This is a genomic window from Haloarcula litorea (assembly GCF_029338195.1).
Lineage (GTDB): Archaea > Halobacteriota > Halobacteria > Halobacteriales > Haloarculaceae > Haloarcula > Haloarcula litorea.
This window is the reverse complement of sequence record NZ_CP119779.1, coordinates 3142562-3163760: the sequence shown is the minus strand read 5'-3', so window position 1 is coordinate 3163760 and position 21199 is coordinate 3142562. Positions and strand designations below refer to the sequence as shown.

Annotated in this window: 32 protein-coding genes; 14 read left to right on the top strand and 18 right to left on the bottom strand. The window is 70.3% G+C overall.

All coding sequences use genetic code 11. The features are described 5' to 3' along the window. Nucleotide 1: 1 nt before the first annotated feature. The 3 genes from P0592_RS16955 to P0592_RS16945 are packed head-to-tail and all read right to left on the bottom strand — an operon-like array spanning nt 2 to nt 2655. Nucleotides 2-955 (bottom strand): DNA replication complex subunit Gins51, encoded by a 954-nt coding sequence (locus P0592_RS16955; protein WP_276272092.1) that lies wholly within the window; start codon nt 953-955, stop codon nt 2-4. Next, a complete protein-coding gene (priS, locus tag P0592_RS16950) occupies nt 952-2130 on the bottom strand; it encodes a DNA primase small subunit PriS (protein WP_276272091.1) in 1179 nt (392 codons plus the stop codon). Before priS ends, P0592_RS16955 begins: the two co-directional genes overlap by 4 nt. Nucleotides 2131-2175: 45 nt before the next feature. Continuing rightward, nucleotides 2176-2655 carry a GNAT family N-acetyltransferase gene (locus P0592_RS16945; protein WP_276272090.1) on the bottom strand — a complete coding sequence of 160 codons (480 nt, stop codon included), beginning with the start codon at nt 2653-2655 and terminating at the stop codon, nt 2176-2178. A gap of 89 nt (nt 2656-2744) precedes the next feature. Here P0592_RS16945 and P0592_RS16940 point away from each other — a divergent pair, with 89 nt between their 5' ends. Together P0592_RS16940 and P0592_RS16935 are read left to right on the top strand one after the other, a co-directional pair. After that, entirely contained in the window at nt 2745-3791 is a 1047-nt protein-coding gene (locus tag P0592_RS16940; protein WP_276272089.1) for a DUF502 domain-containing protein, read from the top strand. A 23-nt stretch (nt 3792-3814) separates the two neighbouring features. Beyond that, on the top strand, nt 3815-4891 hold the full coding sequence (locus P0592_RS16935) for a DoxX family protein (RefSeq protein WP_276272088.1): 1077 nt from the start codon (nt 3815-3817) through the stop codon (nt 4889-4891). Between the two features lie 21 nt (nt 4892-4912). Here the strand turns inward: P0592_RS16935 and P0592_RS16930 are convergent, their stop codons facing one another. Further along, a complete protein-coding gene (locus P0592_RS16930) occupies nt 4913-5341 on the bottom strand; it encodes a type IV pilin (RefSeq protein WP_276272087.1) in 429 nt (142 codons plus the stop codon). Nucleotides 5342-5429: 88 nt separating this feature from the next. Here P0592_RS16930 and P0592_RS16925 point away from each other — a divergent pair, with 88 nt between their 5' ends. After that, nucleotides 5430-6281, top strand: a complete 852-nt coding sequence (locus P0592_RS16925; protein WP_276272086.1) for an eIF2B alpha/beta/delta subunit family protein — start codon at nt 5430-5432, stop codon at nt 6279-6281. A 1-nt stretch (nt 6282) separates the two neighbouring features. Here P0592_RS16925 and P0592_RS16920 read toward each other — a convergent pair whose 3' ends face one another. Both P0592_RS16920 and P0592_RS16915 read right to left on the bottom strand, forming a co-directional pair. Then, nucleotides 6283-6477, bottom strand: coding sequence for a DUF8106 domain-containing protein (locus tag P0592_RS16920; protein WP_276272085.1), 195 nt, complete (start codon nt 6475-6477; stop codon nt 6283-6285). A 122-nt stretch (nt 6478-6599) separates the two neighbouring features. Further along, a complete protein-coding gene (locus P0592_RS16915; protein WP_276272084.1) occupies nt 6600-7340 on the bottom strand; it encodes a proteasome assembly chaperone family protein in 741 nt (246 codons plus the stop codon). A 76-nt stretch (nt 7341-7416) separates the two neighbouring features. Here P0592_RS16915 and P0592_RS16910 point away from each other — a divergent pair, with 76 nt between their 5' ends. After that, complete coding sequence (locus tag P0592_RS16910) at nt 7417-8415, top strand: mechanosensitive ion channel family protein (protein ID WP_276272083.1); 999 nt, start codon at nt 7417-7419, stop codon at nt 8413-8415. On the opposite strand, the gene P0592_RS16905 is transcribed toward P0592_RS16910, so the two are convergent. Beyond that, nucleotides 8373-8819 carry a universal stress protein gene (locus P0592_RS16905; RefSeq protein WP_276272082.1) on the bottom strand — a complete coding sequence of 149 codons (447 nt, stop codon included), beginning with the start codon at nt 8817-8819 and terminating at the stop codon, nt 8373-8375. The two genes, P0592_RS16910 and P0592_RS16905, sit on opposite strands and share 43 nt — an antisense overlap. 32 nt (nt 8820-8851) lie before the next feature. After that, nucleotides 8852-10204, bottom strand: a complete 1353-nt coding sequence (locus P0592_RS16900) for a bifunctional metallophosphatase/5'-nucleotidase (protein WP_276272081.1) — start codon at nt 10202-10204, stop codon at nt 8852-8854. A gap of 137 nt (nt 10205-10341) precedes the next feature. On the opposite strand from P0592_RS16900, the gene P0592_RS16895 reads away from it, so the two are divergent. The 7 genes from P0592_RS16895 (at nt 10342) to P0592_RS16865 (ending at nt 14025) form a co-directional block, all read left to right on the top strand. Beyond that, complete coding sequence (locus P0592_RS16895) at nt 10342-10485, top strand: hypothetical protein (protein WP_276272080.1); 144 nt, start codon at nt 10342-10344, stop codon at nt 10483-10485. Between the two features lie 44 nt (nt 10486-10529). Then, on the top strand, nt 10530-10769 hold the full coding sequence (locus P0592_RS16890; protein WP_276272079.1) for a DUF5816 domain-containing protein: 240 nt from the start codon (nt 10530-10532) through the stop codon (nt 10767-10769). Between the two features lie 71 nt (nt 10770-10840). Continuing rightward, nucleotides 10841-11149 (top strand): DUF7116 family protein, encoded by a 309-nt coding sequence (locus P0592_RS16885; RefSeq protein WP_276272078.1) that lies wholly within the window; start codon nt 10841-10843, stop codon nt 11147-11149. A 42-nt stretch (nt 11150-11191) separates the two neighbouring features. Further along, a complete protein-coding gene (locus P0592_RS16880; protein WP_276272077.1) occupies nt 11192-11725 on the top strand; it encodes a mechanosensitive ion channel domain-containing protein in 534 nt (177 codons plus the stop codon). 67 nt (nt 11726-11792) lie between these two features. Then, nucleotides 11793-12707, top strand: a complete 915-nt coding sequence (locus P0592_RS16875) for a metal-dependent hydrolase (RefSeq protein WP_276272076.1) — start codon at nt 11793-11795, stop codon at nt 12705-12707. A 42-nt stretch (nt 12708-12749) separates the two neighbouring features. Further along, nucleotides 12750-13379, top strand: coding sequence for a hypothetical protein (locus P0592_RS16870; protein WP_276272075.1), 630 nt, complete (start codon nt 12750-12752; stop codon nt 13377-13379). Continuing rightward, on the top strand, nt 13366-14025 hold the full coding sequence (locus P0592_RS16865; protein ID WP_276272074.1) for a DUF2238 domain-containing protein: 660 nt from the start codon (nt 13366-13368) through the stop codon (nt 14023-14025). Before P0592_RS16870 ends, P0592_RS16865 begins: the two co-directional genes overlap by 14 nt. A 17-nt stretch (nt 14026-14042) precedes the next feature. Here P0592_RS16865 and P0592_RS16860 read toward each other — a convergent pair whose 3' ends face one another. Next, the gene (locus tag P0592_RS16860) at nt 14043-14825 is read right to left on the bottom strand and encodes a DUF389 domain-containing protein (RefSeq protein ID WP_276272073.1); all 783 of its coding nucleotides are present in this window, start codon (nt 14823-14825) and stop codon (nt 14043-14045) included. Between the two features lie 311 nt (nt 14826-15136). Here P0592_RS16860 and P0592_RS16855 point away from each other — a divergent pair, with 311 nt between their 5' ends. Both P0592_RS16855 and P0592_RS16850 read left to right on the top strand, forming a co-directional pair. After that, nucleotides 15137-15664, top strand: a complete 528-nt coding sequence (locus tag P0592_RS16855) for an HPP family protein (protein ID WP_276272072.1) — start codon at nt 15137-15139, stop codon at nt 15662-15664. Between the two features lie 72 nt (nt 15665-15736). Beyond that, nucleotides 15737-15937: a dodecin gene (locus P0592_RS16850; RefSeq protein ID WP_276272071.1), complete on the top strand. Its 201-nt coding sequence runs from the start codon at nt 15737-15739 to the stop codon at nt 15935-15937. A gap of 13 nt (nt 15938-15950) precedes the next feature. Here the strand turns inward: P0592_RS16850 and P0592_RS16845 are convergent, their stop codons facing one another. From P0592_RS16845 to P0592_RS16815, 7 genes are all read right to left on the bottom strand, one after another. Further along, nucleotides 15951-16409 carry a hypothetical protein gene (locus P0592_RS16845; RefSeq protein ID WP_276272070.1) on the bottom strand — a complete coding sequence of 153 codons (459 nt, stop codon included), beginning with the start codon at nt 16407-16409 and terminating at the stop codon, nt 15951-15953. Then, a complete protein-coding gene (locus P0592_RS16840; RefSeq protein WP_276272069.1) occupies nt 16409-16777 on the bottom strand; it encodes a HesB/IscA family protein in 369 nt (122 codons plus the stop codon). Before P0592_RS16840 ends, P0592_RS16845 begins: the two co-directional genes overlap by 1 nt. Before the next feature lie 125 nt (nt 16778-16902). After that, nucleotides 16903-17127: a DUF1328 family protein gene (locus tag P0592_RS16835; protein ID WP_276272068.1), complete on the bottom strand. Its 225-nt coding sequence runs from the start codon at nt 17125-17127 to the stop codon at nt 16903-16905. Nucleotides 17128-17234: 107 nt separating this feature from the next. Beyond that, nucleotides 17235-17555: a DUF5789 family protein gene (locus P0592_RS16830; protein WP_276272067.1), complete on the bottom strand. Its 321-nt coding sequence runs from the start codon at nt 17553-17555 to the stop codon at nt 17235-17237. 58 nt (nt 17556-17613) lie between these two features. Then, nucleotides 17614-18423 carry a 3-methyl-2-oxobutanoate hydroxymethyltransferase gene (panB, locus tag P0592_RS16825; RefSeq protein ID WP_276272066.1) on the bottom strand — a complete coding sequence of 270 codons (810 nt, stop codon included), beginning with the start codon at nt 18421-18423 and terminating at the stop codon, nt 17614-17616. 45 nt (nt 18424-18468) lie between these two features. Continuing rightward, entirely contained in the window at nt 18469-18951 is a 483-nt protein-coding gene (locus tag P0592_RS16820; protein WP_276272065.1) for a GNAT family N-acetyltransferase, read from the bottom strand. After that, the gene (locus P0592_RS16815; RefSeq protein ID WP_276272064.1) at nt 18952-19158 is read right to left on the bottom strand and encodes a DUF8149 family protein; all 207 of its coding nucleotides are present in this window, start codon (nt 19156-19158) and stop codon (nt 18952-18954) included. An 87-nt stretch (nt 19159-19245) separates the two neighbouring features. Here P0592_RS16815 and P0592_RS16810 point away from each other — a divergent pair, with 87 nt between their 5' ends. Continuing rightward, a complete protein-coding gene (locus P0592_RS16810) occupies nt 19246-19473 on the top strand; it encodes a DUF5822 domain-containing protein (RefSeq protein ID WP_276272063.1) in 228 nt (75 codons plus the stop codon). Here the strand turns inward: P0592_RS16810 and P0592_RS16805 are convergent. Both P0592_RS16805 and P0592_RS16800 read right to left on the bottom strand, forming a co-directional pair. Next, a complete protein-coding gene (locus P0592_RS16805; protein WP_276272062.1) occupies nt 19452-19994 on the bottom strand; it encodes an HAD family hydrolase in 543 nt (180 codons plus the stop codon). The genes P0592_RS16810 and P0592_RS16805 overlap by 22 nt on opposite strands. 44 nt (nt 19995-20038) lie before the next feature. Next, the gene (locus P0592_RS16800; protein WP_276272061.1) at nt 20039-21169 is read right to left on the bottom strand and encodes an acyl-CoA dehydrogenase family protein; all 1131 of its coding nucleotides are present in this window, start codon (nt 21167-21169) and stop codon (nt 20039-20041) included. Between the last annotated feature and the right edge of the window lie 30 nt (nt 21170-21199).

The window sequence follows — 21199 nt, the reverse complement described above, 5'->3', positions numbered from 1 at the left end:
GCTACTCCAGCCGTTCGGCGGCGTCGCGCTCGACGAGCGGTTCGGCGTTGTCGGCCGGGAGCGTCACCACGTCGTCCGCCGAGAGGTCGTACTCCCGCTGGTCGACGCCGAAGATCTCACCGACGTCGTCGGTGATGCGCACCGTCGTCCGGTCGACGCCGCCGGGGGTCGCCGCGTCGTCGGTCCCGTCCCCGCCAGTCTCGGTCGGCGTCTCCGTCTCCGAGACGTCGCCGACGGCCGCCGCGGCCTCCGCCTCGGCGGGCCGGTCGGCGGCGTCGGTCGTCCCGCCGTCCCGGCCGGTCGACCCGGCGCTCGCCTCCGGATCCGTGCCGGCGGCGTCGCCGGGGTCGGACGCCTCGGGAGCGTCGTCCCGACCGCCGCCCGACGGGCCGTCCCCGCCCATCAGGTCGGCGGCGTCGACGCCCGTCGGCGACTCGTCGGACGCGTCCGCGCCGGCGGGAGCGTCGCGTCCGGCGGGCGGTCCGTCGGTCCGGTCACGCTCCGCGGATCCGCTCGCGGACGCGGGTGCCGTCGAGTCGGCCCCGTCGCCGACCGCGCCGGCGGGGGCCTCGCCCGCGATGACGTCCAGGACGTGGTCGCGGTTCTCCTCGATGGCCGTCACCATCGTCTCGAAGAGGTGCCGCTCCTCCTGTGTCAGGCCGTCGTCCTCGGTGGGCATGTCGGCGGCCGCGAGCGACGCCATCTTGACGATCTTGCCGACCCGGCGCTCGTAGATGGCCTCGACCGTCTGCTCGGCGGTCTTGATGTCGTCGGTCAGTCGGTTCACCTCGGGCGAGTCGAACGGGTCCTCGGCGCGCTCGGCCGCGCGGTCGCGCTCGTCGCGCAGTTGCTGGACGAACTGGCCGGCCTCCTCGTAGAACGTCGCGCGCAGCTGCTGGAGCTGGTCGGTCTGGCGCTCGCGTGACTGGACCGATTGCAGTTCGTCGAGGTTCATTCTTCACCCTTCTCGGCGCGGCCGCGGGCCATCAGGAACACGCCCGCGTACTCCGGAACGGACTGGACGCCCCCCTCGACCGTAAAGCTATCCCCGCCGACCTCGACCAGCCCCGGGTCGGTCACGTCGACGGTGATCTCGTGGCCGCGGAACGTCTCCGGGACGGCGTCGACCAGCGGGTCGAACGCGTCGACGGCGTCCCGGTCGATCCGCCGCACCGCCAGCCCGCTGCCGCCGTGGAGCGACCCCGGGAGCCGGATGAGGCGGTTCGTGTCCGTGGTCACCGGCTCGTCGATGGGCGCGTTCTGTTCCGCGACGGCCTCGTGGGCGAGCACTCGCGAGATCTGGTAGACGGCGGAGTGGACGTCGATGTTGCCGGCGGCCAGTTGGTCGTAGTTCTCCCGGGCGGCGTTGAGCGCCGCCGTGGCCTTCCCCTCGCCGATGCCGTCGAACGACTGGAGGCGGTCGAGCGCCTCGGCCTCGTCCATCGCCAGCAGGTCGTCGACCTCGTCCATCAGCCGCCCGTGTGCGCGGGCGCTCCACCCGCCGTCGGTCGGCAGCGTCCGCTTCTCGGCGGGGCTGGAGCGGCCCGCGGTGCCCGCGACGGTCTCGATCTCGACCAGTTCCTCGAACTCCAGTCCGATGCCGCGGACGTAGTCGACGACCTCGCGGCGCGCGTCGCGTTCGAGGCCGCGCACGCTCTCGTCGCGGACGTGGACGTGGTAGCCGCGGCCACCGGAGAACACGACGGTGAGGTCGTCGAAGCCGAAGTCGTCCTCCAGGAAGTCCAGCAGCCGAAGCAGGGCGTCCTTGCACTTCGCCAGCATCTCGCCGTAGCTGTCCTCGCCCAGCACCACCGACGGCAGGTGATCGGCGTCCAGGTCGAAGACGAGGTCCGAGGAGCGCCACCCCTTGTCGCTCATCGCCGACGCGCTGGGGTCGTCGTAGCGGCCCGCCGAGAAGTAGACGTGTCGGGGCTTCTTCCGACCGAGGAACGACTCGACGTCGCCGAGATCGAGCAGCGACCGGTGCCGGACCATCGTCTCGCCGGGGCCTTCGGTCCAGGGAATGAACCCCCACTCGCGCTCGTTGGCGGCCGGGGGCGGCGTTATCGAGGCCCGGCGGTAGTAGTCGCCGAAGCGGCCACGGAGGTACTCGCGGGTCCGGTCGTCCATCGGTCTCTCCGTTGGGTAGACCCGGGGAAAAAGCGTACGGGTTCGCTATCCGCGCAGGAGCCGGGAGAGCTTGTCGGTGATGCTGTCCTCGCCGAGCTTCAGGTAGAACGCGTCGCCGCCGTCCTCGTAGTAGTTGTCGATGCGCCGACGGACCTCGAAGCCGATGTGCCTGTAGAACGCCAGCGCGTCCTCGTTGGTGGCCCGGGCGTGACAGGTGACGCTCCCGTGGTCCTCGGCCACGCGGGCGACGAGGCGCTTCCCGAAGCCGTGGCCGCGGTACGCCTCGTCGACGGCGAGAAAGAGGATGTAACCGTCCCGGCGGACCGCCGCGAACCCGACGAGGCGGTCCTCGGTCCGGTCGAGGTAGAGGTAGACCGTCGAGCGGCGGTACGCGCTGCGGAAGAAGCCACGTCGCTGCCTGAGGACGCCGTCGGCCTCGCGGATGTCCTCCTTGAGTCGCCAGGCGGCGTCGACGTACTCGTCGCTGCCGCGTTCGACGACCCGTGTTTCGACGTTGACGCTCACTGAATCACGTGTAGAGGTGGCACGAACATAATTCCACCGCCCGAGGCGTGTGCTGTGGCTTTTTGCAGGAGGGCGTCGTTCGAACCCCTATGAGTGACTCCCGGGGCCCCAGCGTCTCCTCGGTCGGCGTTCGGACCACCGCTCGGCAGGCGATGCTGACCGGGTTCGCCCTGACGGTGCCGCTGCTGGTGACCGTACTCATCATCGCCTTCGTCGTCAACTCCCTCTCGAACGTCCTCGATCCGGTGGTGCTGTTCCTCTACCGGGCGACCGGCTCGGAGCTCCAGCCCTCCGAGACGCCCGAGGCCCTGGTGAAGGTGCTCGCCGTCCTGGTGTTCGTCGTGAGCATCTTCGCCATCGGCCTCGTCGCCGAGCGCCGGGAGGGCGAGGGGCGCATCGAGAACGTCTTCGACGCGATGATGGAGCGCATCCCGGGGGTCGGCTCGCTGTACACCAGCTTCGACGAGATGAGCGAGATGCTACTCGACAGCGACACTCAGAGCTTCAAGGAGGTGGTCCTCGTCGAGTACCCGACCGAGGGGTCCTACGCCGTCGCCTTCGTCACGGCGAACACGCCCGAGAGCATCGAGGCGGCGACCGCGAACGACGATATGGTGACGCTGTTCATGCCGATGGCCCCCAACCCCGTGATGGGTGGGTACGTCATCCACGTCGACAGCGACCGAGTCTTCGACGTTGACATGACCGTCGAGGAGGGCGTCCGCTCGATCGTCACGAGCGGCGTCGCCATCGGCGAGGGGAGCGTCAGTCTGCCGATCGGGCAGCAGCCGTCCTCGGCCGGCGCTGGTCACCCGATCCAGGCCCAGTACGGTCACGAGGGGGCGATGCGCGAGCCGACGCCCCGGACGATGGAGCGCGAACGCGACCGCGAGGAGGCCTACAGCGACGACGTCGCCCCGGAACACGCCGAGACGCCCGACGCCGTCGCGCGCCGACAGCGTCGGGGCCGCGACGAACCGCGCGACGACTCCCAGCCCGACGACGTGGAGAGCGGCGAGGGCACCATCGGTCGGGACGAGCGCCACCCGGCCGACGTGGAGAAGGGCGACGGGACGATCGGCCGGGAGGAGACGCGCCCCTCGGACCTCCGGACGGACGAAGACGAAGGGAATTAGACCGTTCGAGCCCAGTTCCCGGTATGCAGCAGTCCCGCGTGGCCCTCCCGCGCTCACTACCGAGCGGCCGTGGTCCCGCCCACGTCGACTACGTCACCGACGGGCCGGGCGAGGTGATGGACGCGATCGCGTTCCTGGCGGACGTCCTCTCGGACCCGCTGAACGCCGCACTGTTCGCGGTCTCGGGGCTGGTGGCGGCCGTCGCGCTCGCCGCCTACCTCCGGGTCAGACCCACCATCGAGGACGTCGTCGTCCTGCGGGAGACGCTGGCCGGCTACACCGACCTCGTCCCGTGGATGCTCCGGCTGGCTATCGGCCTTCCGCTGGTCGGTGCCGGCTTCCAGGGGTACCTGTTCGCGCCCACCGTCGCCTTCGACCCGGCGGCGAACCCCGGCGTCCGCCTCCTGTTCATCTCGCTCGGCTTCTGCACGCTGTTCGGACTCGCCACCCGGATCGTCTCGACGGTCGGGCTGCTCGCCTACGGGTGGGCGCTGACCGTCGACCCCGCCGTCGTCCTCGCCCTGGAGTACGTCCCGGTCTTCCTCGCCCTGCTGATCCTCGGCGGCGGCAGACCCAGTGCCGACGATATGCTCCAGGCCGTCGCCAGCACCGAGGGCACCTACTACGGCCGCGTCGACCCGGTCCACCACCTGAAGGAGTTCCTCGACGACGCGGCCGAACCCTACCGACGGTACGTCCCGACGATCCTGCGGGTCGGGATGGGCGTCAGCTTCGTCTACCTCGGCGTGGTCCAGAAACTCGGCCAGCCGGGCAGCGCCCTGCTGGTCGTCGAGAGGTACGATCTCACGGCCGTCGTACCCGTCGACCCGGGGCTGTGGGTCGTCGGTGCGGGCGTCACGGAGGCCGTCGTCGGGCTCGCGCTGATCGCCGGCGCGTTCACGCGCGGAGCGGCCGCCGTCTCCTTCCTCCTGTTCACCGTGACGCTGTTCGGGCTCCCGGACGATCCGGTCCTGGCCCACGTCGCCCTGTTCGGGATCGCCTCGGCCGTGTTCACGATGGGTGCCGGCCCGCTGTCGCTCGACGAGCGCTTCGGCCGCCCGGCGCTCGGCGAGGCCCCGGTCGCCCCGGCCGCGGACTGAGGGCACTCTGCGGTGTCGCGGTCAGTTCCCGCTCCACTCGTCCAGCTTCGTGCTGTTGGCGCTGGTGTTGTAGTAGATCACGATTGTGTCGCCGGCGCTGACCCGCTGCCCGTAGGCGTTGCCGCTGCTCAGCTGTGCGATGTCGCCCGGTTCGACCGTCGAGGAGTTGTTCCGCCCCGACAGCGCGGCCCAGCTCGCGCCGGCGTCCCGGGGTCCCTCGAACCGGACGTTGCCGGCGGCGAGCGGGTCGCCGTCGGCGTAGGTCACGACGAGGAGTTCGCTGTCCTCGACGTAGTCGTAGCTGAAGCTCCCCTCTACCCCGCCGCTGTCGGTGTCGGCGACGAGGACGTTCACGCCGACCATCGCCGTCACGACGACCGTCATCCCGACGAGGACCGCGACGCCGATGGACTCGGACATCGCCCTGGCGTCGCCGAGAGACCGTGTCATCGTCGTCCGCTGAATGGATAGCCCGCGTTAAATGCTGTTCGGCCCACGGAGGGGAAGACACATCACGGTCCGGGTTCCAGCGGTCGGTATGATCGACGAGACGGTCGAGGAGATCGAGGAGATGCAGACGAGCAGTTCCTCGGTTGTCGCGGTGAAGGCCGCGGAGGCGCTCCGGTCGCTGACCGACCGGGAGTTCCCGACGGTCGAGGAGTACGTCCGCACGCTGGAGCGCAACAGCCGCGCACTCACCCGGGCCAACCCCTCTCACGCGTCGCTGCACACGACACAGCGTGAGATCGTCACGGCGGTGACAGAGGCCGATCCGACCGACGTGACCACCGCCAAGCGACTCACCGTCGAGGCGGTCGACACCGTCGTCGAGGAGGTGGAGGCGGCGAAGGATCGGGCGGCCGCGCGGGCGGCCGACCTCATCGCCGACGACGACACGCTGCTGACACACGACTTCTCGACGACGGTCGCGACGGCCATCGACGACGCCGTGGCGGCGGGCAGCAGTTTCGAGGTGTACGTCACGGAGTCCCGCCCGCGGTTCCTCGGCCGCAAGACGGCACGCCGACTGTCCGAGCGAGACGAGGTCGACGTGACGCTGATCGTCGACAGCGCCGCCGGCCACTACCTCTCGGAGTGTGACCGCGTCCTCGTCGGGATGGACTGTATCGTCGAAGACACGCTGTACAACCGCGTCGGCACCTATCCGATCGCGGCGACCGCGGCGGACCACGGCGTCCCGGTCACGGTCGTCGGCTCCGCGGCGAAGTTCGTCGACGGCGCGTTCGCCTTCGAGAACGAGTTCCGCTCGCCCGCCGAGGTGATGCGCGAACCGGCGGAGGGATTCGCGGTCGCGAACCCGGCCTACGACGCGACGCCGACGCGGTTGCTCGACTCGGTCGTCACGGACGAGGGCGTCGAGGAGTACTGAGCTACTGGTCGCTGACGACGGCGTCGCACTCGGGACAGCGGCGGAGGCGTGACCGGGGCCGGTACTCGACGCGCCAGTCGCCGGTCACCCCGCTCTCGTGCCCACACACTGGGCAGAACAGGACGGCCTTCCGTCGGTGACGGTTCGGCCGCTCCGTGTCGGCCGCGTCGGCCGGGCGGGAAGTCGTGGTAGTCATCACTGGATGGGAGGTGCTGGGACGGGAAATACCTGTTGGCAATCTGTTTCATCGTTCACCAGGGACCGTGCCGTCTTCCACATACGACCATTAACAATCCCGTGACACGACGGCCCACGGTCCTACATGTACATCCGGTCGTCGGGCTGGCGCTCCTCGCGAGCGGCCTCGACGCGTTCGGCCAGCGCCCGGTACTGGGCCTCCACGTCGGCCGCGAACGATTCGAGCGGCCCGGTGTCGACGGCGAGGTCGTGGGCGGTCGACACCGCGTCGACCAGGCGGATGGCCGCGGCGGCGTCGGGGGCCTGCGGATGGGCCGGCGTCGTGAACACGCCCACCGGCCGGTCGTCGTCGGAGATCCCGCGAGCGACGAGTTCGGCGGCGACGCCGTCGAGGAAGCCCGTCCCCATCGGTCGGACGTCGGTGTCGGCGAGGTAGCGCTCGCGGTAGTCCTCGGTCGCGATGTAGAACGGGACGTGGTCCTCCGGCCCGTGTGCGACCGGGACGCCGGACAGGACCGTCAGGCTCGCCGGTTCGAGGGCGCGCCACAGGCCGTCGACGGCGTCGGCGAAGGCGGCGGCCTCGGTCGGCGGGACCAGTCGCTCGCCGACGACGACCCCCAGCGACGACTCGTCGTCGACGCAGACCCGCGTGTGGTGACGGGGTTGGCCCGCCTCGAACGGGGTGATCGAGGGCGGGCCGGCACCGGCGAGGTAGCCGACCTCCTCCATCGGGAGTCGGTCGGTGAGGTAGTCGACGGCGGTCAGGCCGGCGAGCCCGTACTCGGTGAACCCGACGACGAGCGTGTCGACGGCCGGCGGGTCGCCGGTCAGTTCGAACCGTGGTGAGTCGGCAGCACCCATACCGGCGTCACGTCGGCCGCCGTCTAATGATTTCGGGAGGGGAACGCTTTTTTCGCGCCGCCGTCGACTGGTGGCTATGCGTTCAGGCCCCGCTCGGCTGCTGCAGGCGACCCCGACCGACCAGCCTATCGCGGGGCTGTACGACTGGCTCCCGGTGGACGTCCCGCCGTGGGCCGCGCGGGCGCTCTCGGCCGTCATCGTCGTCGTCCTGGCACTCGTCGTCTCGCGGCTCCTCGTGCAGTTGCTCGGGCGGCGAGTCGCACAGCGGTTCCGACGCCCCAGCGTCACCCGGACGGTGCTGCGGAGCATCCGTGCCGGGGTCTACGTCCTCGCCGTCTTCGCGGTCCTGAACATCTACGGGCTGGGCATCGGCGACATCGGGCTCTCGGTGGCCGTCTTCTCGGCCGTCATCGGTGTCATCCTCGCGCCCATCGTCGGGAGCTTCATTTCGGGCGTGTTCCTGCTGGCCGACCAGCCCTACGAGATCGGCGACATGATCGAACTCGCCGACCGGAACCAGCGGGGGTTCGTCGAGGACATCACGCTCCGGCACACCAAGGTGTTCACCCTCGACAACACCTTCCTCGTCCTCCCGAACGGGATGATGCGGGACCGGGACGTGATCAACTACTCCGCCGAGGACCCGCGGACGCGGCTGACGCTGGACGTCCAGGTCACCTACGAGAGCGACATCCCCGAGGCCCGGAAGCTCATCGAGCGGGCGGCCAGAAAGGTGGACAACGTCATCGAGGGCGGCCCGGACATCCGCGTCGGTGCCGCGCGATACCCCGCCGCCCCGACGGTCTACATCAACGAGTTCGCCGACCACGGCGTCCTGCTGACGCTGCGGTACTGGGTGACCGAGCCGTACAAGCTCCTGGCGTCCCGCTCGAAGGTCCAGACCAACGTCTGGGAGGCCCTCGAGGACGCGGACGTGGAGATCGCCTACCCACACTCGCACCTGTACTTCGACGAGACCAGCGGCGAGATGCAGGTGTCGGTCGCCGAGCGGGACCGCCTGAGACCGGCCGGTCAGGGCTCCGACGAGCCCGAGGGGACCGACTCCGGGGGCTGATCGTCGGGGGCGACGGTGACGACGTCGCAGTCGAGTTCCTCCCGCAGGAACCGCTCGATGTCGGGGTCGTCGACGAGCCGGCGGATCATCGACCGCCAGCGACCGACCTGTTTCTCGCCGATGACGACGACGTCGGCGTCCTGTGCGGCCACCTCGTCGAGGATCGTCTCCTCGACGAGCATCCCCGAGCGGACGACGTAGCGGGTCCGGGGGACGTGCCCGAACGCGTCTTCGACCGCCGTCTTCAGTTGCGCGCGGGAGACGCGGTGGTTGTTCTGGTAGAGATTGACGTGGAGGACGGTCAGGTCCGCCTCCCGTTCGTCGGCCAGCTGGACGGCCTTCGCCAGCGTCGCGCGGGAGTTCTCCGAGAGGGGGTACCTGACCGGAACGACGACCTGCGGCATCGACCGACAGTTCGGCAGGTGGGGGTAAAACCCTAGCGACGAGTCACGCGCCCGGTCACCTCGGGGTCGATCCCCTCGGCTCGCGCGTAGTCGGCCAGCACCTCGTACTGCGTGTCGTGGGCGTCGACCCGGTGGGACTCGGTCAGGACCGGGAACTCCCGCGAGGTGTGTAACAGGTAGTCCGTCGTCGCGACCGTGTAGGTCTCGCCGTCGGCCACGGGCTCGCCGCCGACCGTCAGCGACTCGACGGTCCGGGACTCCCGGTCCCAGACGACCGAGAGGCCGCTGAGGTGGGCGTTCCACCAGGACTCGCGGCCGAAGTCGGAGACGAGCCCGCTCCCCTCGCGGCAGAGCTGCCGGAGCTCCGCGCCGGTGATCCGAGCCACGACGACCGGCTCCTCGAAGGGGACGACCGAGATCAGGTCGGCGACGGTGACGTCGCCGGCGAGCGGTTCCTCGTCGGAGCGGACACCGCCGCCGTTCTGGAGGCCGACGTCGGCCCCGGTCGCCCAGCGGTAGGCGTCGGCGACGAAGTTCCCGATCCGGCTCTCCCCGCCGTACGTGTCTATCCGCTCACGGTCGATGGGGTCGGCGACGTGACCCACTACGTCGTCGAGGCCCGCTTCCGCGAGGCGACCCTCGATCGCTGCGGCGACGCCCTCGTGTGGTGTCGCGTCCGTCGTGTCACGGAACGCGGCGGTCGGTTCCGCCCCGCCGAGGTCGACCTCGACGACGGTGTGGCCGTTCGACCCGGGCCGGGCCAGCAGCGCCCCCTCGACGCGTGCGACCCGGCGCTCGTGGACGTGGCCGCCGAGCACCACGTCGACGTCACAGCGGCGGGCCAGGCGGTCGTCCTCGTCGCCGAGGTGCGAGAGGACGACGACCAGTTCGGCCCCGCGTTCCCGGAGCGCGCCCGCGGCGTCGCCGACGGCGGCGAAGGGGTCGGTGAACGTCAGCGGGTCCGCCGAGGGGTTGGCACCGTCCGCCGTCGTGACGCCGGTGAACCCGACGCGTGTCCCGTCGACCTCCCGGAGCGCCCAGGGGGCCGTCTCCCCGGACAGGAACCGCTCGCCGCCGTGTTCGACGTTCGCGGTGAGCCAGGTCTGTGGGGACCGTTCGACGACGCTCCGGGTCGCGTCGAGGCCGTGATCGAAGTCGTGGTTCCCGAAGGTGTCGAACTCGGGGTCGACGGCCCCGAAGAGGTCGAGTGACTGTCGGCCGTTCGTGACAAGCGAGAGGACGCCCGGCCCGGTGTTGTCGCCGGTCCCGACCAGCACGGCGTCGGGCCCGTCGAGGTCGACGAGCGTGTCGGCCAGTCGCCCGATTCGGTCGGGGGTGTCGTAGGCGTTCTCCACGTCCGAGTAGTGGACGAGTCGGGGACCCATCGTCGGCGTAACGCCACCGACTGGCAAATCCCTTCCGTCTCCGCCCGCGTCGTGTCAGACGAAAGTTTCGTCTGCTCTGGACGTAGATATTACACCACCCGCCAGGTATATATCCGGGGACCGTTCTTAGGGGTGCTATGGCCGGAGCGAACCCCCGGGGCGACGGCGAACCGACCATCTGTGCGAAGTGCAACGAGGCGTTCAGACTCGTGAGCGTCCTCCCGATGGCCGCCGGGATCGACTACTGTCCCACCTGCTTCGAGGCGTACCTCGGACGGTAGCCCCGGATCGCAGTGGTTTAGCCGCTGGCCCGACAGGTCGGGCTATGGACGAACGCGAGGGGCCCGACGGCGAGCGGCTGTACGTTGACCGGAGCGAGGGCGACACGGGCACGAAAGGACCGTTCTTCGTCGTCTACCTCGACGCCGACCGGGAGCGCCGCTGGGGCTACTTCTGTGGCAACTGCGAGACGTTCAACAACGCGATGGACGCGATGGGACGCATCCGCTGTAACGACTGTAGCAACCTCCGCAAGGCCGAGGAGTGGGACGCCGCCCACGAGTGAACGAGACGGGGAGTGTCGTCTAGTCATCTGGGAGGAACGTTTATACGAGGGGGCGTGGTAGACCGTGACAGATGGGTGTCGCTACCACATCACTCGACGAGCAGGCCCGGTCGTTCTTCGACGACATCGGCTACAGCGTGTCGCGCACCGAGGGCGGACTCAGAGCCGAACACAAGTGGCGGACCGTCACGGTGACCGTCCTGGACGACGACGACCCGCTCCCGGAGTCCGGGGAGATCCACTGTTTCGTCACACCGGCGGCGACCGCTGCGGACCTCGGCCGCCGACTCGGCCGCCGGGACCCGAGCTACGACTGGGCCGTCCTCGGGGTCCGCGAGGACGGCGGCTACGACGTGGTCCGACCGGATTCGACGGGGTAGCCGCGCCAAACACTTACACCGACCCCGTGTGAGTTGCCGTCCGTGCTCCAGAACGCCGTCACGGACGCGCTCGACGAACTGCTGCGAGACGCGAGCGCGGTCCTCCCGGACCTGCTCTCGGGACTCGTCTTCCTGATCATCGCCGCGATCGCCATCAGACTCGTGATGGTGGTCGTCCGGTTCGCGCTTCGCCGCCTCTTCCCGGGGGAGGCCCCCGTCTACCGGCAGTTCGTCGCCGCGCTCGTGCTCGTCTTCCTCTGGTTCGCCGTCGGCCTCTCCTTTCTCTCCATCGTCGGTCTGACGCTCGTCGCCGCGTCGCTCGGCACCGCGACCGGGTTCCTGGCGCTGGGGGTCTCCTACGCGCTCTCGGGGATGATCGCCGACGCCGTCGCGGGCGTCTACCTCCTCCGAGATCCGGATTTCAACCCCGGAGACACGATCACCGCCGGCGACACGACCGGCGAGGTGGCTGCCATCGAACTCCGCAAGACCCGTTTCGACGTCGACGGCGACACGGTGGTCCGGGCCAACGCCGACATCGAGAAACGCTGGACGAAGGTCGATTCGAGCGAGTGACGCCGCCCCGCGGGACCGTCACCCGTTGCCACGCGGAACTTATGTCGTCTGCCGCCGAACGACCGGTATGTTCGTCGGGCACGCACTGCTTGCGTTCGCCGTCGTCGCGACGGCGGCACGGCGGCTCGGCCGGTCCCCCGAGCGGTCGCTCCGGCTCGGTGCCGTCGCCGGCCTGTTCGCCGCCGTCCCCGACGTGGACGTGGTGTACGCGCCGGTCGGCCTCGCGTTGCGCTCGGTCCAGACGCTGGGGCCGGACGCGTTCTGGGCGACGGCCAACGTCATCCACCGCGGCCCGACCCACTCGCTCGCGATGGGGACCGTCCTCGCCGTCGCCGTCGGCCTCTGGGCCACCGAACGGCGGTCGGCACGGGCGGCCTCGGCAGCGCTCGTGGCCGCGCTCGTCGCCGTCGGCGCGGTCGGCAGCGGTGCCGTCGGTGGCGTCGTCGTCCTCGTGTACGCCCTCGCCGGACTGGCCGTGGCCGCCGTCGCGAGACGGTGCGACGTCGGAGCGGCCGCGACGTTCGGGGTCGCGCTCGTCGGACTGCTCTCGCACCCGTTCGGGGACCTGTTCACCGGGTCGCCGCCGCCGCTGCTGTACCCGCTGGACGTGGCGCTGGTGACCGAGCGGGTCCTGCTGTACCCCGACCCGACCGGCCACCTGCTGGCGGCGTTCGCGCTCGAACTCGGCGTCGTCTGGCTGGCCGTCAGAGCCTACGTCCGGCTGTCGGGCCACCGACTCCGCGAGCTGGTCTCGCCGCGGGCGTCGCTGGGAGCCGGCTACGCCGCGGCCGCGCTCGCGCTCCCGGCCCCGACGCTCGCGGACTCGGCGCACTTCGTGTTCAGCGTCCTCGCGGTCGGGGTCGTCGGCGCACCGGTTCGGCCGCTCTCCGGCGACGACACGCGCCTCCGTGCGCTGGTCACCGGCCTGACCGCCGTCACGCTGGCGGCAGTCGCCTACGCGGTGGCGTACGGCCTGCTCTGATCCGCCGATACTGTTTTCCACTTCGCCCCGTTCCACGGGGATATGAGTCGGGATGTGACTGCGTTGCTCCGCGAGAAGCGGACGAACGCGACGCTTGGGTGGGGGCTGGTCGCACTCCTCCTGTCGGTCGTCGCGGGAGCTGTCCTCGACGGGCAGTTGTTGTGGGCCGCGTTCGCTGCGACGGTCGCCGCGCTGGCCCTGCTCCCGCCAGTACTGCTTCGGAACCGATACGCGATGCTCCCCTGGGAGATGCTGTTGCTCGCGGCGCTCCCGGTCGTCGGCCGCCTGCTGTCCACGGTCCCGGTCACCGGGAACCTCGCGACGTATCTCTCGGTGGCGGCCATCGCGCTCATCGTCGCCGTCGAACTCCACGTCTTCACCCCCGTTCGGATGTCGTCCCGGTTCGCGGTCGTGTTCGTCGCCGTCACGACGATGGCGACCGCGGGCGTCTGGGCGGTCGTCCGCTGGGTAGCGGACCTGACGCTCGGGACGACGTTCCTGCTCGACCCCGCGCTCACGGAACACGCCATCGAGGAGGCGGTGATGTGGGAGTTCGTCGCCTCGACGATCGCCGGCGTCGGAGCCGGCGTCGTCTTCGCCGTCTACGTGCGTCGACAGATCGGCCCCGAGCGGATCCCGCGGGAGGTGACGCCCAGCAGTGAGAGTCCGTGACTACCTCGGGATCGGCCACCGACGGCAGCGCCAGGCCACCCGCGCGATGACGCTGACGATGGTCGGGATATTCGCAATCGGCGTCTGGACCGGCGACACCGGTGTGATCGTCAACACCGCCGTCGGGCTCGCGGTCACGCAGCTCCCGCCCCTGCTCGAACGCGACTACGGGATCGCGCTCGATCCCGCGCTGACGCTGTGGATCACGACGGCCGTCTTCCTCCACGCGCTCGGCGTCCTCGGACTCCCCGGGGCCGAAGCCAACTTCTACGCCGGCATCCCGTGGTGGGACAGCGTCACGCACGCGCTCTCGTCGTCGCTCGTCGCCGCGGTCGGGTACACGACCGTCCGGGCGCTGGATCGGCACTCGGACGCGGTCCACTTCCCGTCGCGGTTCGTCTTCGTGTTCATCCTCCTGTTCGTGCTCGCCTTCGGCGTGCTCTGGGAGGTCATCGAGTTCGCCATCGGACTGGCGGCCGACAGCTTCGGCGGCGAGGCCGTCCTCACGCAGTACGGCCTCGAGGACACGATGATGGATCTGGTGTTCGACACGGTCGGTGCCGTCGTCGTCGCGGTGTGGGGCACCGCTCACCTCTCGGACGTCGTCGGCCACCTCGAAGGCTGGCTCGACGACCGAAGCCACTGACTCGCCCGCCACTGCGCTCACGCTCGCGCCGTCCCGACCGTCGAAGCGACACCGGCACCGCCGAGCGAGTTCGGCGTCGCCACCTGGTACTCCACGAACCGGACGCGGACGGTCACCGCCCTCGCCACGTCCGCGGCGATCCGGTCCCGGAGCACCGGCGCGAGTCGCGGGTACTCCGCGGTCGTCCGCCGCCCGACGACGACCGTGACGGAACCGCTTCGTTCCCGCTGCCCCGCCAGCACGCTCGGGCCGCTGTAGTCGGTCTGGATGTCGATGAGTTCGAGGTCCCGGTACTCCTCCCGGTCGAAGACCTCGTTCGCGTTGTGGTTCACCGTCTCGACGAGGAACAGGTACTGGACCGTGCTCGCGACGGACGCGACGAGCAGGACCGCGACGACGGCGGCGAGTGCCCCGTAGCCGACCGTCCGGCCGTCCACTCGGAGGGAGTCCCGAACCCGGGTCGACGACTCCGAGCGGTAGCCGAAGGCGGTCAGCGCGAGGAACGCCGAGACGTTGATCAGCAACACGTTCATCAGGAGCAGGACCATCGCGCCGAGGGCAAGCGCCGGTTTCGCCCAGACGATGCCGAGCCCGATGGCCGCCGCGGCGGGAACGATGGCGGCGGCGACCGCGACCCCCGCAAGCGAGACCGAGAGGTCGGTCGCGAGGGCCAGCGCCCCGGCCGCTCCGGCGAAGACGGCGATGACGAACGTGAGGACGATCGGGATCGAGAACGCGTTCACCTGCGTGATGTTCTCGATCGCCAGCCGCGGCGGGACCAGGTACCCCCACCGGATCACCGCCGCCGCGGCGGTCGAGCACCTTCTCGACCGCGCCGTCGGGAAGCGGGAAGTAGACGATCATCGCGTCGCTGTCCCCGCCCTCGTCCGCGACGATGTACTCCACGTCCTCGTCGTCGAGTTCCTCGAGGACCGACTCGCGCGCTTCCTCGGCTACGCGCGTCTGAACGAGTCGCACACCGGATACGTACCTCATTCGCTGAATAAAACTGATGCTTGCAAGCGAAGTCCGTCCGTGGATGGCCACTGTGGGTGTCCTCGGCTCTCCCCCGAGTCACCGTGCATTTCCCGCAGGCCGATCAACCCGGGTTATGAACCTCTTCGAACCGCTCGAAGGCCGGCCCACGACGAGCGAGGCCGCCCTCTCGACCGGTCGGACGCTGAGCCTCCTCGCGCTGCTCGTGGTGCTGGCCTGGGCGACCGGCGAACCGTTCCTGTTCCCGAGCCTCGGTCCCTCCGCCTACGCCCTGGCGGTGACGCCCTCGGCGGCGACGAGCAAGTGGCAGCGAACCGTCGGGGGCCACCTGTTCGGCGTCCTCGCCGGCTTGCTCGCCTACCACGCCCTGGCACCGGGGCTGGCGGTCACCGACATCCCGCCGGCCCTGTCGCTTCCGGGGTTGCGACTGGTCGGTGCCGGGTTCGTCTCCGTCGGCCTGACCACAGCCGCGATGCTCCGGACCGACCTCCGACACGCGCCCGCCTGCGCGACCACGCTCATCGTCGGTCTGGGGCTGCTCACGAGCCTGTTCGAGGCGGCAATCATCCTGTTCGCGATCGCGATCTTGGTCGTCGCCGACCACGTCGTCCCGGCGGCCGGCGTCGACGAACCGCCGCAGTGAGCCGCCGCTGGCGGCCCCGCCGCCGTCCCGGGTGTGGATTTATGTGTCGGCCGCGCGTCGTCTCACGGTGAGATGGTCTTCAAGAAGATCACCCTAATCGGAACGAGTTCGGAGAGCTTCGACGCCGCCGCCGACGACGCCATCGAGCGCGCCGAGCGGACGCTGGACAACCTCAAGTGGGTCGAAGTCGACGAACTCGGCGTCGAGATCGCGAGCGTCGAGGGCCGGGAGTACCAGGCGGAAGTGACCGTCGCGTTCGAGCTCGAAGAGTAGCCCCTCGCGGCTCTCAGGGGCCGGCCGTCCACTCGACTGCGTCCGGCAACAGCGTCGCGACGACGAGTGCGGTGTCCGTCGTCTGGACCCTCCGCCGGCCCAGTTCCGCGCCGGTGGGCCGCTCGACTCCGACCGTCACGCGGTCGGCCGCGTCGCTCGTCGGCGGGCGACCGGCCACGACGTCCTCGAACCGGACGCCGCGACCGGCCAGGATCGTCGCCTCGCGCGCGAACACGTCGCCGTCGCCGCGCTCGGCGGTCACCACGACCGTCCGTCGGTACGACGACTCGTTGCGGACCGCGACGTCGAAGCCCCGGCGGTCGCCCGTCTCGGTCTCCGAGCGTGCCGTCGCGGGCGTCGGGACCGGAGCCGGCGTCGTCGTGGCGGACGGCCCCCGTCCGAACCCGCCACAGCCGGCGCTGACCGTCGCGAGTCCCAGAAGCACCGATCGCCGCGTCGGCCGGTCGCCCATCAGGTCCGGAACGACTCGCCACAGCCACACTCGCTGACGACGTTGGGGTTCTCGACGTGGAACCCCGCCCCCTGCAAGCCGCCCTCGTAGTCGAGGACCGACCCCTCGACGTAGTCGATGCTGGCCCCGTCGACGAACACCCGGAGATCGTGCCGCTCGAAGACGTTGTCTTCCTCTTCCGGCTCGTGCTCGAACCGCATCCCGTACGAGAGGCCGGCACAGCCGCCCTGCTGGACGAACAGTCGCAGGCCGGCCACGTCGGTGTCCATCCCCTCGCCGGTCAGCAGGTCCAGTGCCTCCGACGCCGCGGCCTCCGTCACTTCGAGACCGGTGCCGCCCGGATCCGGATCGCTCGTCGTGCTGCTCATACACGTGATTGATCGCCCGAGCGTGATAACGCTGGCGTCCGTTCGACCGGCGACGACTCGGAACCGGGCCGCTCCGCTCACGGCGCGGTCGCCGCTGGCCCGACGGCCGAGACCGGCGGCCCGGTTCACAGGAGCAGCGAGACGACCGCGAGCACGAGGAAGACCAGCACCAGCCACTTGGCGATTCGCATACTGAGGCCAGCGACGCCGCGCGCACCGACCACGGCCGCCACGATCGCGAGGACGAAAAAGAGGACCGCGAGTTCGATCAGCCCGCCACCGAGCTGGAGCGGTGCGATTCCGGCAGCGAGTGACCGCCCCGCTCCGCCGAGAGTTGGTAGTGCAACCATGGTCACCGGACGCGGCGAGAGCCGAATGGTAATACCGTCCCTATGCTCGATAGGCCGGGGTTATCGCCGACCGGCCGTCGCCGCCGGACACCCCGCGGGAACGCCGGCTACAGCGACTCGGTGCCGTCGTCGGGACGTGCGGTGCCGCCGCGGTCGCTGTACCCGCTCTCGCCCACGGCGTCTTCCTCCACCAGGTTGTAGATCGCCGTACGGACCGCCTCCGCCGAGTCGTAGGTCTGCCCGGTCGACTCGTGGGGGCCGAGCACCGACTCCAGCGTCGTCGTCTCGTCGGTGAGATCGAGCTCCGCGTCGCCGTACCGCTCGACGATCTCCTCGGCGCTCGCGGGGTAGTCGTGCTCCGAGAGCCGGCTGTCCAGGTCGCCCAGTTCGACGCCGTGTACACGTGCTTCGTCGATGTCGTCTCCCATATCGCCCGGTCCGGTCTCCGGCGGGGAAAGCGGCCGGGCTGCACCGGCAGGGCCGATCTCAGTAGAGGTCGTCGAGTTCCTCGCTCGTGGTCGCGTGCTCCTCGCTCGGGAAGGTCCCCGACTCGACGGCGTCGACGTACTCCTCGACGGCGGTGGCGATCTCCGCCCGCGCGTCGCCGAACTGCTCGGCGAACGGCGGACTGGAGTCGGCGAGTCCCACGACGTCCGTGAACACGAGCACTTGCCCGTCACACCCCCCGCCGGCACCGATCCCGATGGTCGGGATGTCGATGGCCGCCGTGACCTGTGCCGCGAGGTTCGCCGGGACGTGCTCGAGGACGAGCGCGAACGCTCCCGCCTCCTCGTGGGCCTGTGCGAGGTCGAGGATCTCGGCGGCCTCATCGCGGTCGCTGGCCTGCTGTGTGTACCCCGTCTGGTTGACGCTCTGTGGCGTCAGGCCGAGGTGTGCCATCACCGGGATCCCCAGGTCCGACAGCCGTTCCGTGAGATCGAGCGTGTGCGGTCCCGACTCCAGCTTGACGGCGTTCGCTCCCTCCTCTTTGAGCATCCGCCCGCAGTTCCTGACGCTCTCGCCCTCGTCCGCGCCGAACGAGAGGAACGGCATATCGGCGACGACCAGGGCCTCGTCGGTGCCGCGAGCGACGGCCCCGACCCGCGAGGCCATCTCGTCGACCGTGACCGGGAGCGTGTCGTCGTGGCCGAGGACGGCGTTACCCATACTGTCCCCGACGAGGACGACGTCGACGCCGGCCGACTCGACGATGCCGGCCGTCACCGCGTCGTAGGCCGTCAGCATCGTGATCCGCTCGTCGCCCGCCATCGCCTGCAGATCGCGTACCGTGGGCATAGTTCTCGCCGGGCGCGCCGCCCTCTTACGTGTTTGGGAGGGCGATCAGAGCGGTCGGGCGACCATCTCGCCCCACGGTTCGAACCCCCAGCGGTCGTAGAACGCCGTCGCCCGTTCGTTGTCGGGGTCGACGTCGAGGACCAGGCGGTCGAGCGGGAGCGACTGGTCCCGGGCGACCGAGAGCGCGGCCGCCAGCAGGTCGTCGGCGACGCCGGTCCCGCGGGCGTCGGGGTCGACGTACAGCTCGTTCAACACCGCGGCGTCCCAGACGTGGGCCATCGACTCCGGCAGGACGAAGGCGTACCCGACCACGTCGCCCTCGCGTTCGGCCACCTGGACGGTCCGCTCGTTCGCCCCGACACAGCGGTCGACCCACTCGAAGTACGACGCCCGGTACTCCGCGTCCAGTTTCGCCCGGTAGGCCGCCGCCTTCTCCTCGCTCCCGGTGCCGCTCCCGAGTTCCAGCTCGAACGCCCGCTTGCAGTCCCAGAGGGCGTCCTCGTCGTCGGGCTCGAAGGGCCGGATCATTCAGTCGAGCAAGCCCAGGTCGCGTCCGAGCCGGTCGACCAGTTCGTCCAGTACCTCCGGGTCCACCTGCGCTACCGATTCCCCGTCGTGGAGTTGCTCGTTGTGTCGCTCGACGGCCCCCTCGACGTCCTCGAACGGGACCTGCGTGCGCGTCCCGCAGTCCGAGCAGACCACCGGAATCGCCGGCTGGTCGTCGTCGGTCGTCATAGACCGGGGTTCGGAATCGGGGCGCAAATATCGTCCGGTTGCCGGCGAACCGGAAACGGCTTGCCGACCGGGTCGCTACCGACGGGCGTGCCCGCCGTCGAAGAGACAGACCCCGACGGCGTCGACTTCGGCTGGGTGATGCAGGTCACCTTCGTCGCGACGATCCTCGTGGGGTCGCCCGTCGTCGTGCTCGCCTCCGTCGGACAGCCGCTCCCGACCTGGACCAGTCGGGCGCTGTTCGCGGTCCGAGTCGGTGCCGTCGTCTGGTTCCTGACTGCCGCCGGGACCTACCTCTACGCCCGGTACCGGCGCTGATCGAACTCCGAGGCCCACGCGAAGCCGGTCCCCGCTCGCCTCGCCGTCTCCGCGTCGCGCTCGGAGTCGCCGACGAAGACCGTTCGCTCCGGGGAGACGCCCAGTTCGTCGACGGCCCGCAACAACCCCGACGGGTCCGGCTTCGGGTCGGCCACCGTGTCGCGGCCGACGACTGGCCCGACGAACTCGTCGAGTCCGTGAGTCGAGAGCGCGAGTCTGACCGCCGACTCCGCGTTCAGCGAACAGACGCCGACCGGCACGTCGTGGGGCAGCCCCTCGGCGAGGGCGAGCGCCTGCCCGCGCTCGGCCCCCTCGCGCTCGTGTCGCGTGATCGTCTCCTCGACCGCTTCGCGGTGGCCGGTCTCGTCCGACAGCCCGAGCATCTCCCAGAGCCCCCTCGACCCGGGGTCGACGCCCCGCTCTTCGAGGACGGCGGCCACGTCGCGGGCGACGGCGTCCCAGTCGACTGCCAGGCGAACCAGCGTCCCGTCGAGGTCGTAGACGACAGCGTCGTAGGTCACGGCTCCTCTTGACTCCCGGCGCGCAAAACCCTTCCCGAAGCCGGTCAGTCGCCGAGCAGTTCGCGGGCGACGACGTTCTTCTGGATCTCGGTGGTCCCCTCGTAGATGGTCGTCACCTTCGCGTCGCGGTAGAACCGCTCGACGGGGTAGTCCGTCGTGTACCCGTAGCCGCCGTGGATCTGGACGGCCTCGTTGGTCACCTCCAGCGCGCCCTCGCTCGCGAAGTACTTCGCCATACTCGCGGCCTGCCTGGCGTCCTCGCCCCGGTCCATCCGCGAAGCGGCGTCCCAGGTCAGCAGCCGCCCGGCCCGGACCGTGGTCGCCATCTCGGCGAGCTTGTGCCGGATCGCCTGGAACTCCGCGATGGGGCGGTCGAACTGCTCGCGCTCCCGCGCGTAGTCGAGCGCCTCGTCCAGCGCGGCCTGTGCGAGCCCGACCGACTGTGCGGCGATGGCGACCCGACCGCCGTTGAGGATCGACAGGGCGGCCGCCAGCCCCTCGCCGACCTCGGTCAGCCGGTAGCGCTCCGGGATCTCCACCCCGTCGAACGTCAGCGACGTGGTGTCGCTGGCCCGCAGGCCGAGCTTCTCCTCCGGTTCGCCGACGGCGAGCCCGTCGCTGTCTTTCGGGACGAGGAACTGCGTGATCGAGTCCGGGTCGTCGGGGTCGGTCTTGGCGAAGACGACGACCACGCCCGAGCGGCGACCGTTAGTGATCCACATCTTCTCCCCGTTTAGGACGTAGCCGTCGCCCTCGCGGCGCGCGACGGTCGACATCCCCCGCGGGTTCGACCCGGCCTGTGGCTCCGAGAGGGCGAACGCACCGACCGGGCGGCCGTCGACCATCTCCGGGAGCCACTCCTCGCGGACGGCCTCGCTGCCGAACTCGGCGATACAGGACGTGGCGAGACAGTGGACCGACAGCGCCGTCGCGACGGCCAGCGATCCGTGGGCCAGCTCCTCGTTGACGATGGCGTAGGTCCGCCGGTCCGCGTCGAAGCCGCCGTACTCGGCCGGCGTCGTCAGGCCGGTCAGGTCGATCTCCGCCAGCGCGTCCCAGACGCCCTCGGGGAACGACTCCTCGCGGTCGGCCGCCGCGGCCGTCGGGCGGACCTCCTCGGCCGCGAACTCGCGGACCGTCTCGCGGATCGCACGCTGCTCGGGGGAGAGCTCCATACCGCGCGTACGGACGGCCGCGACAAATCC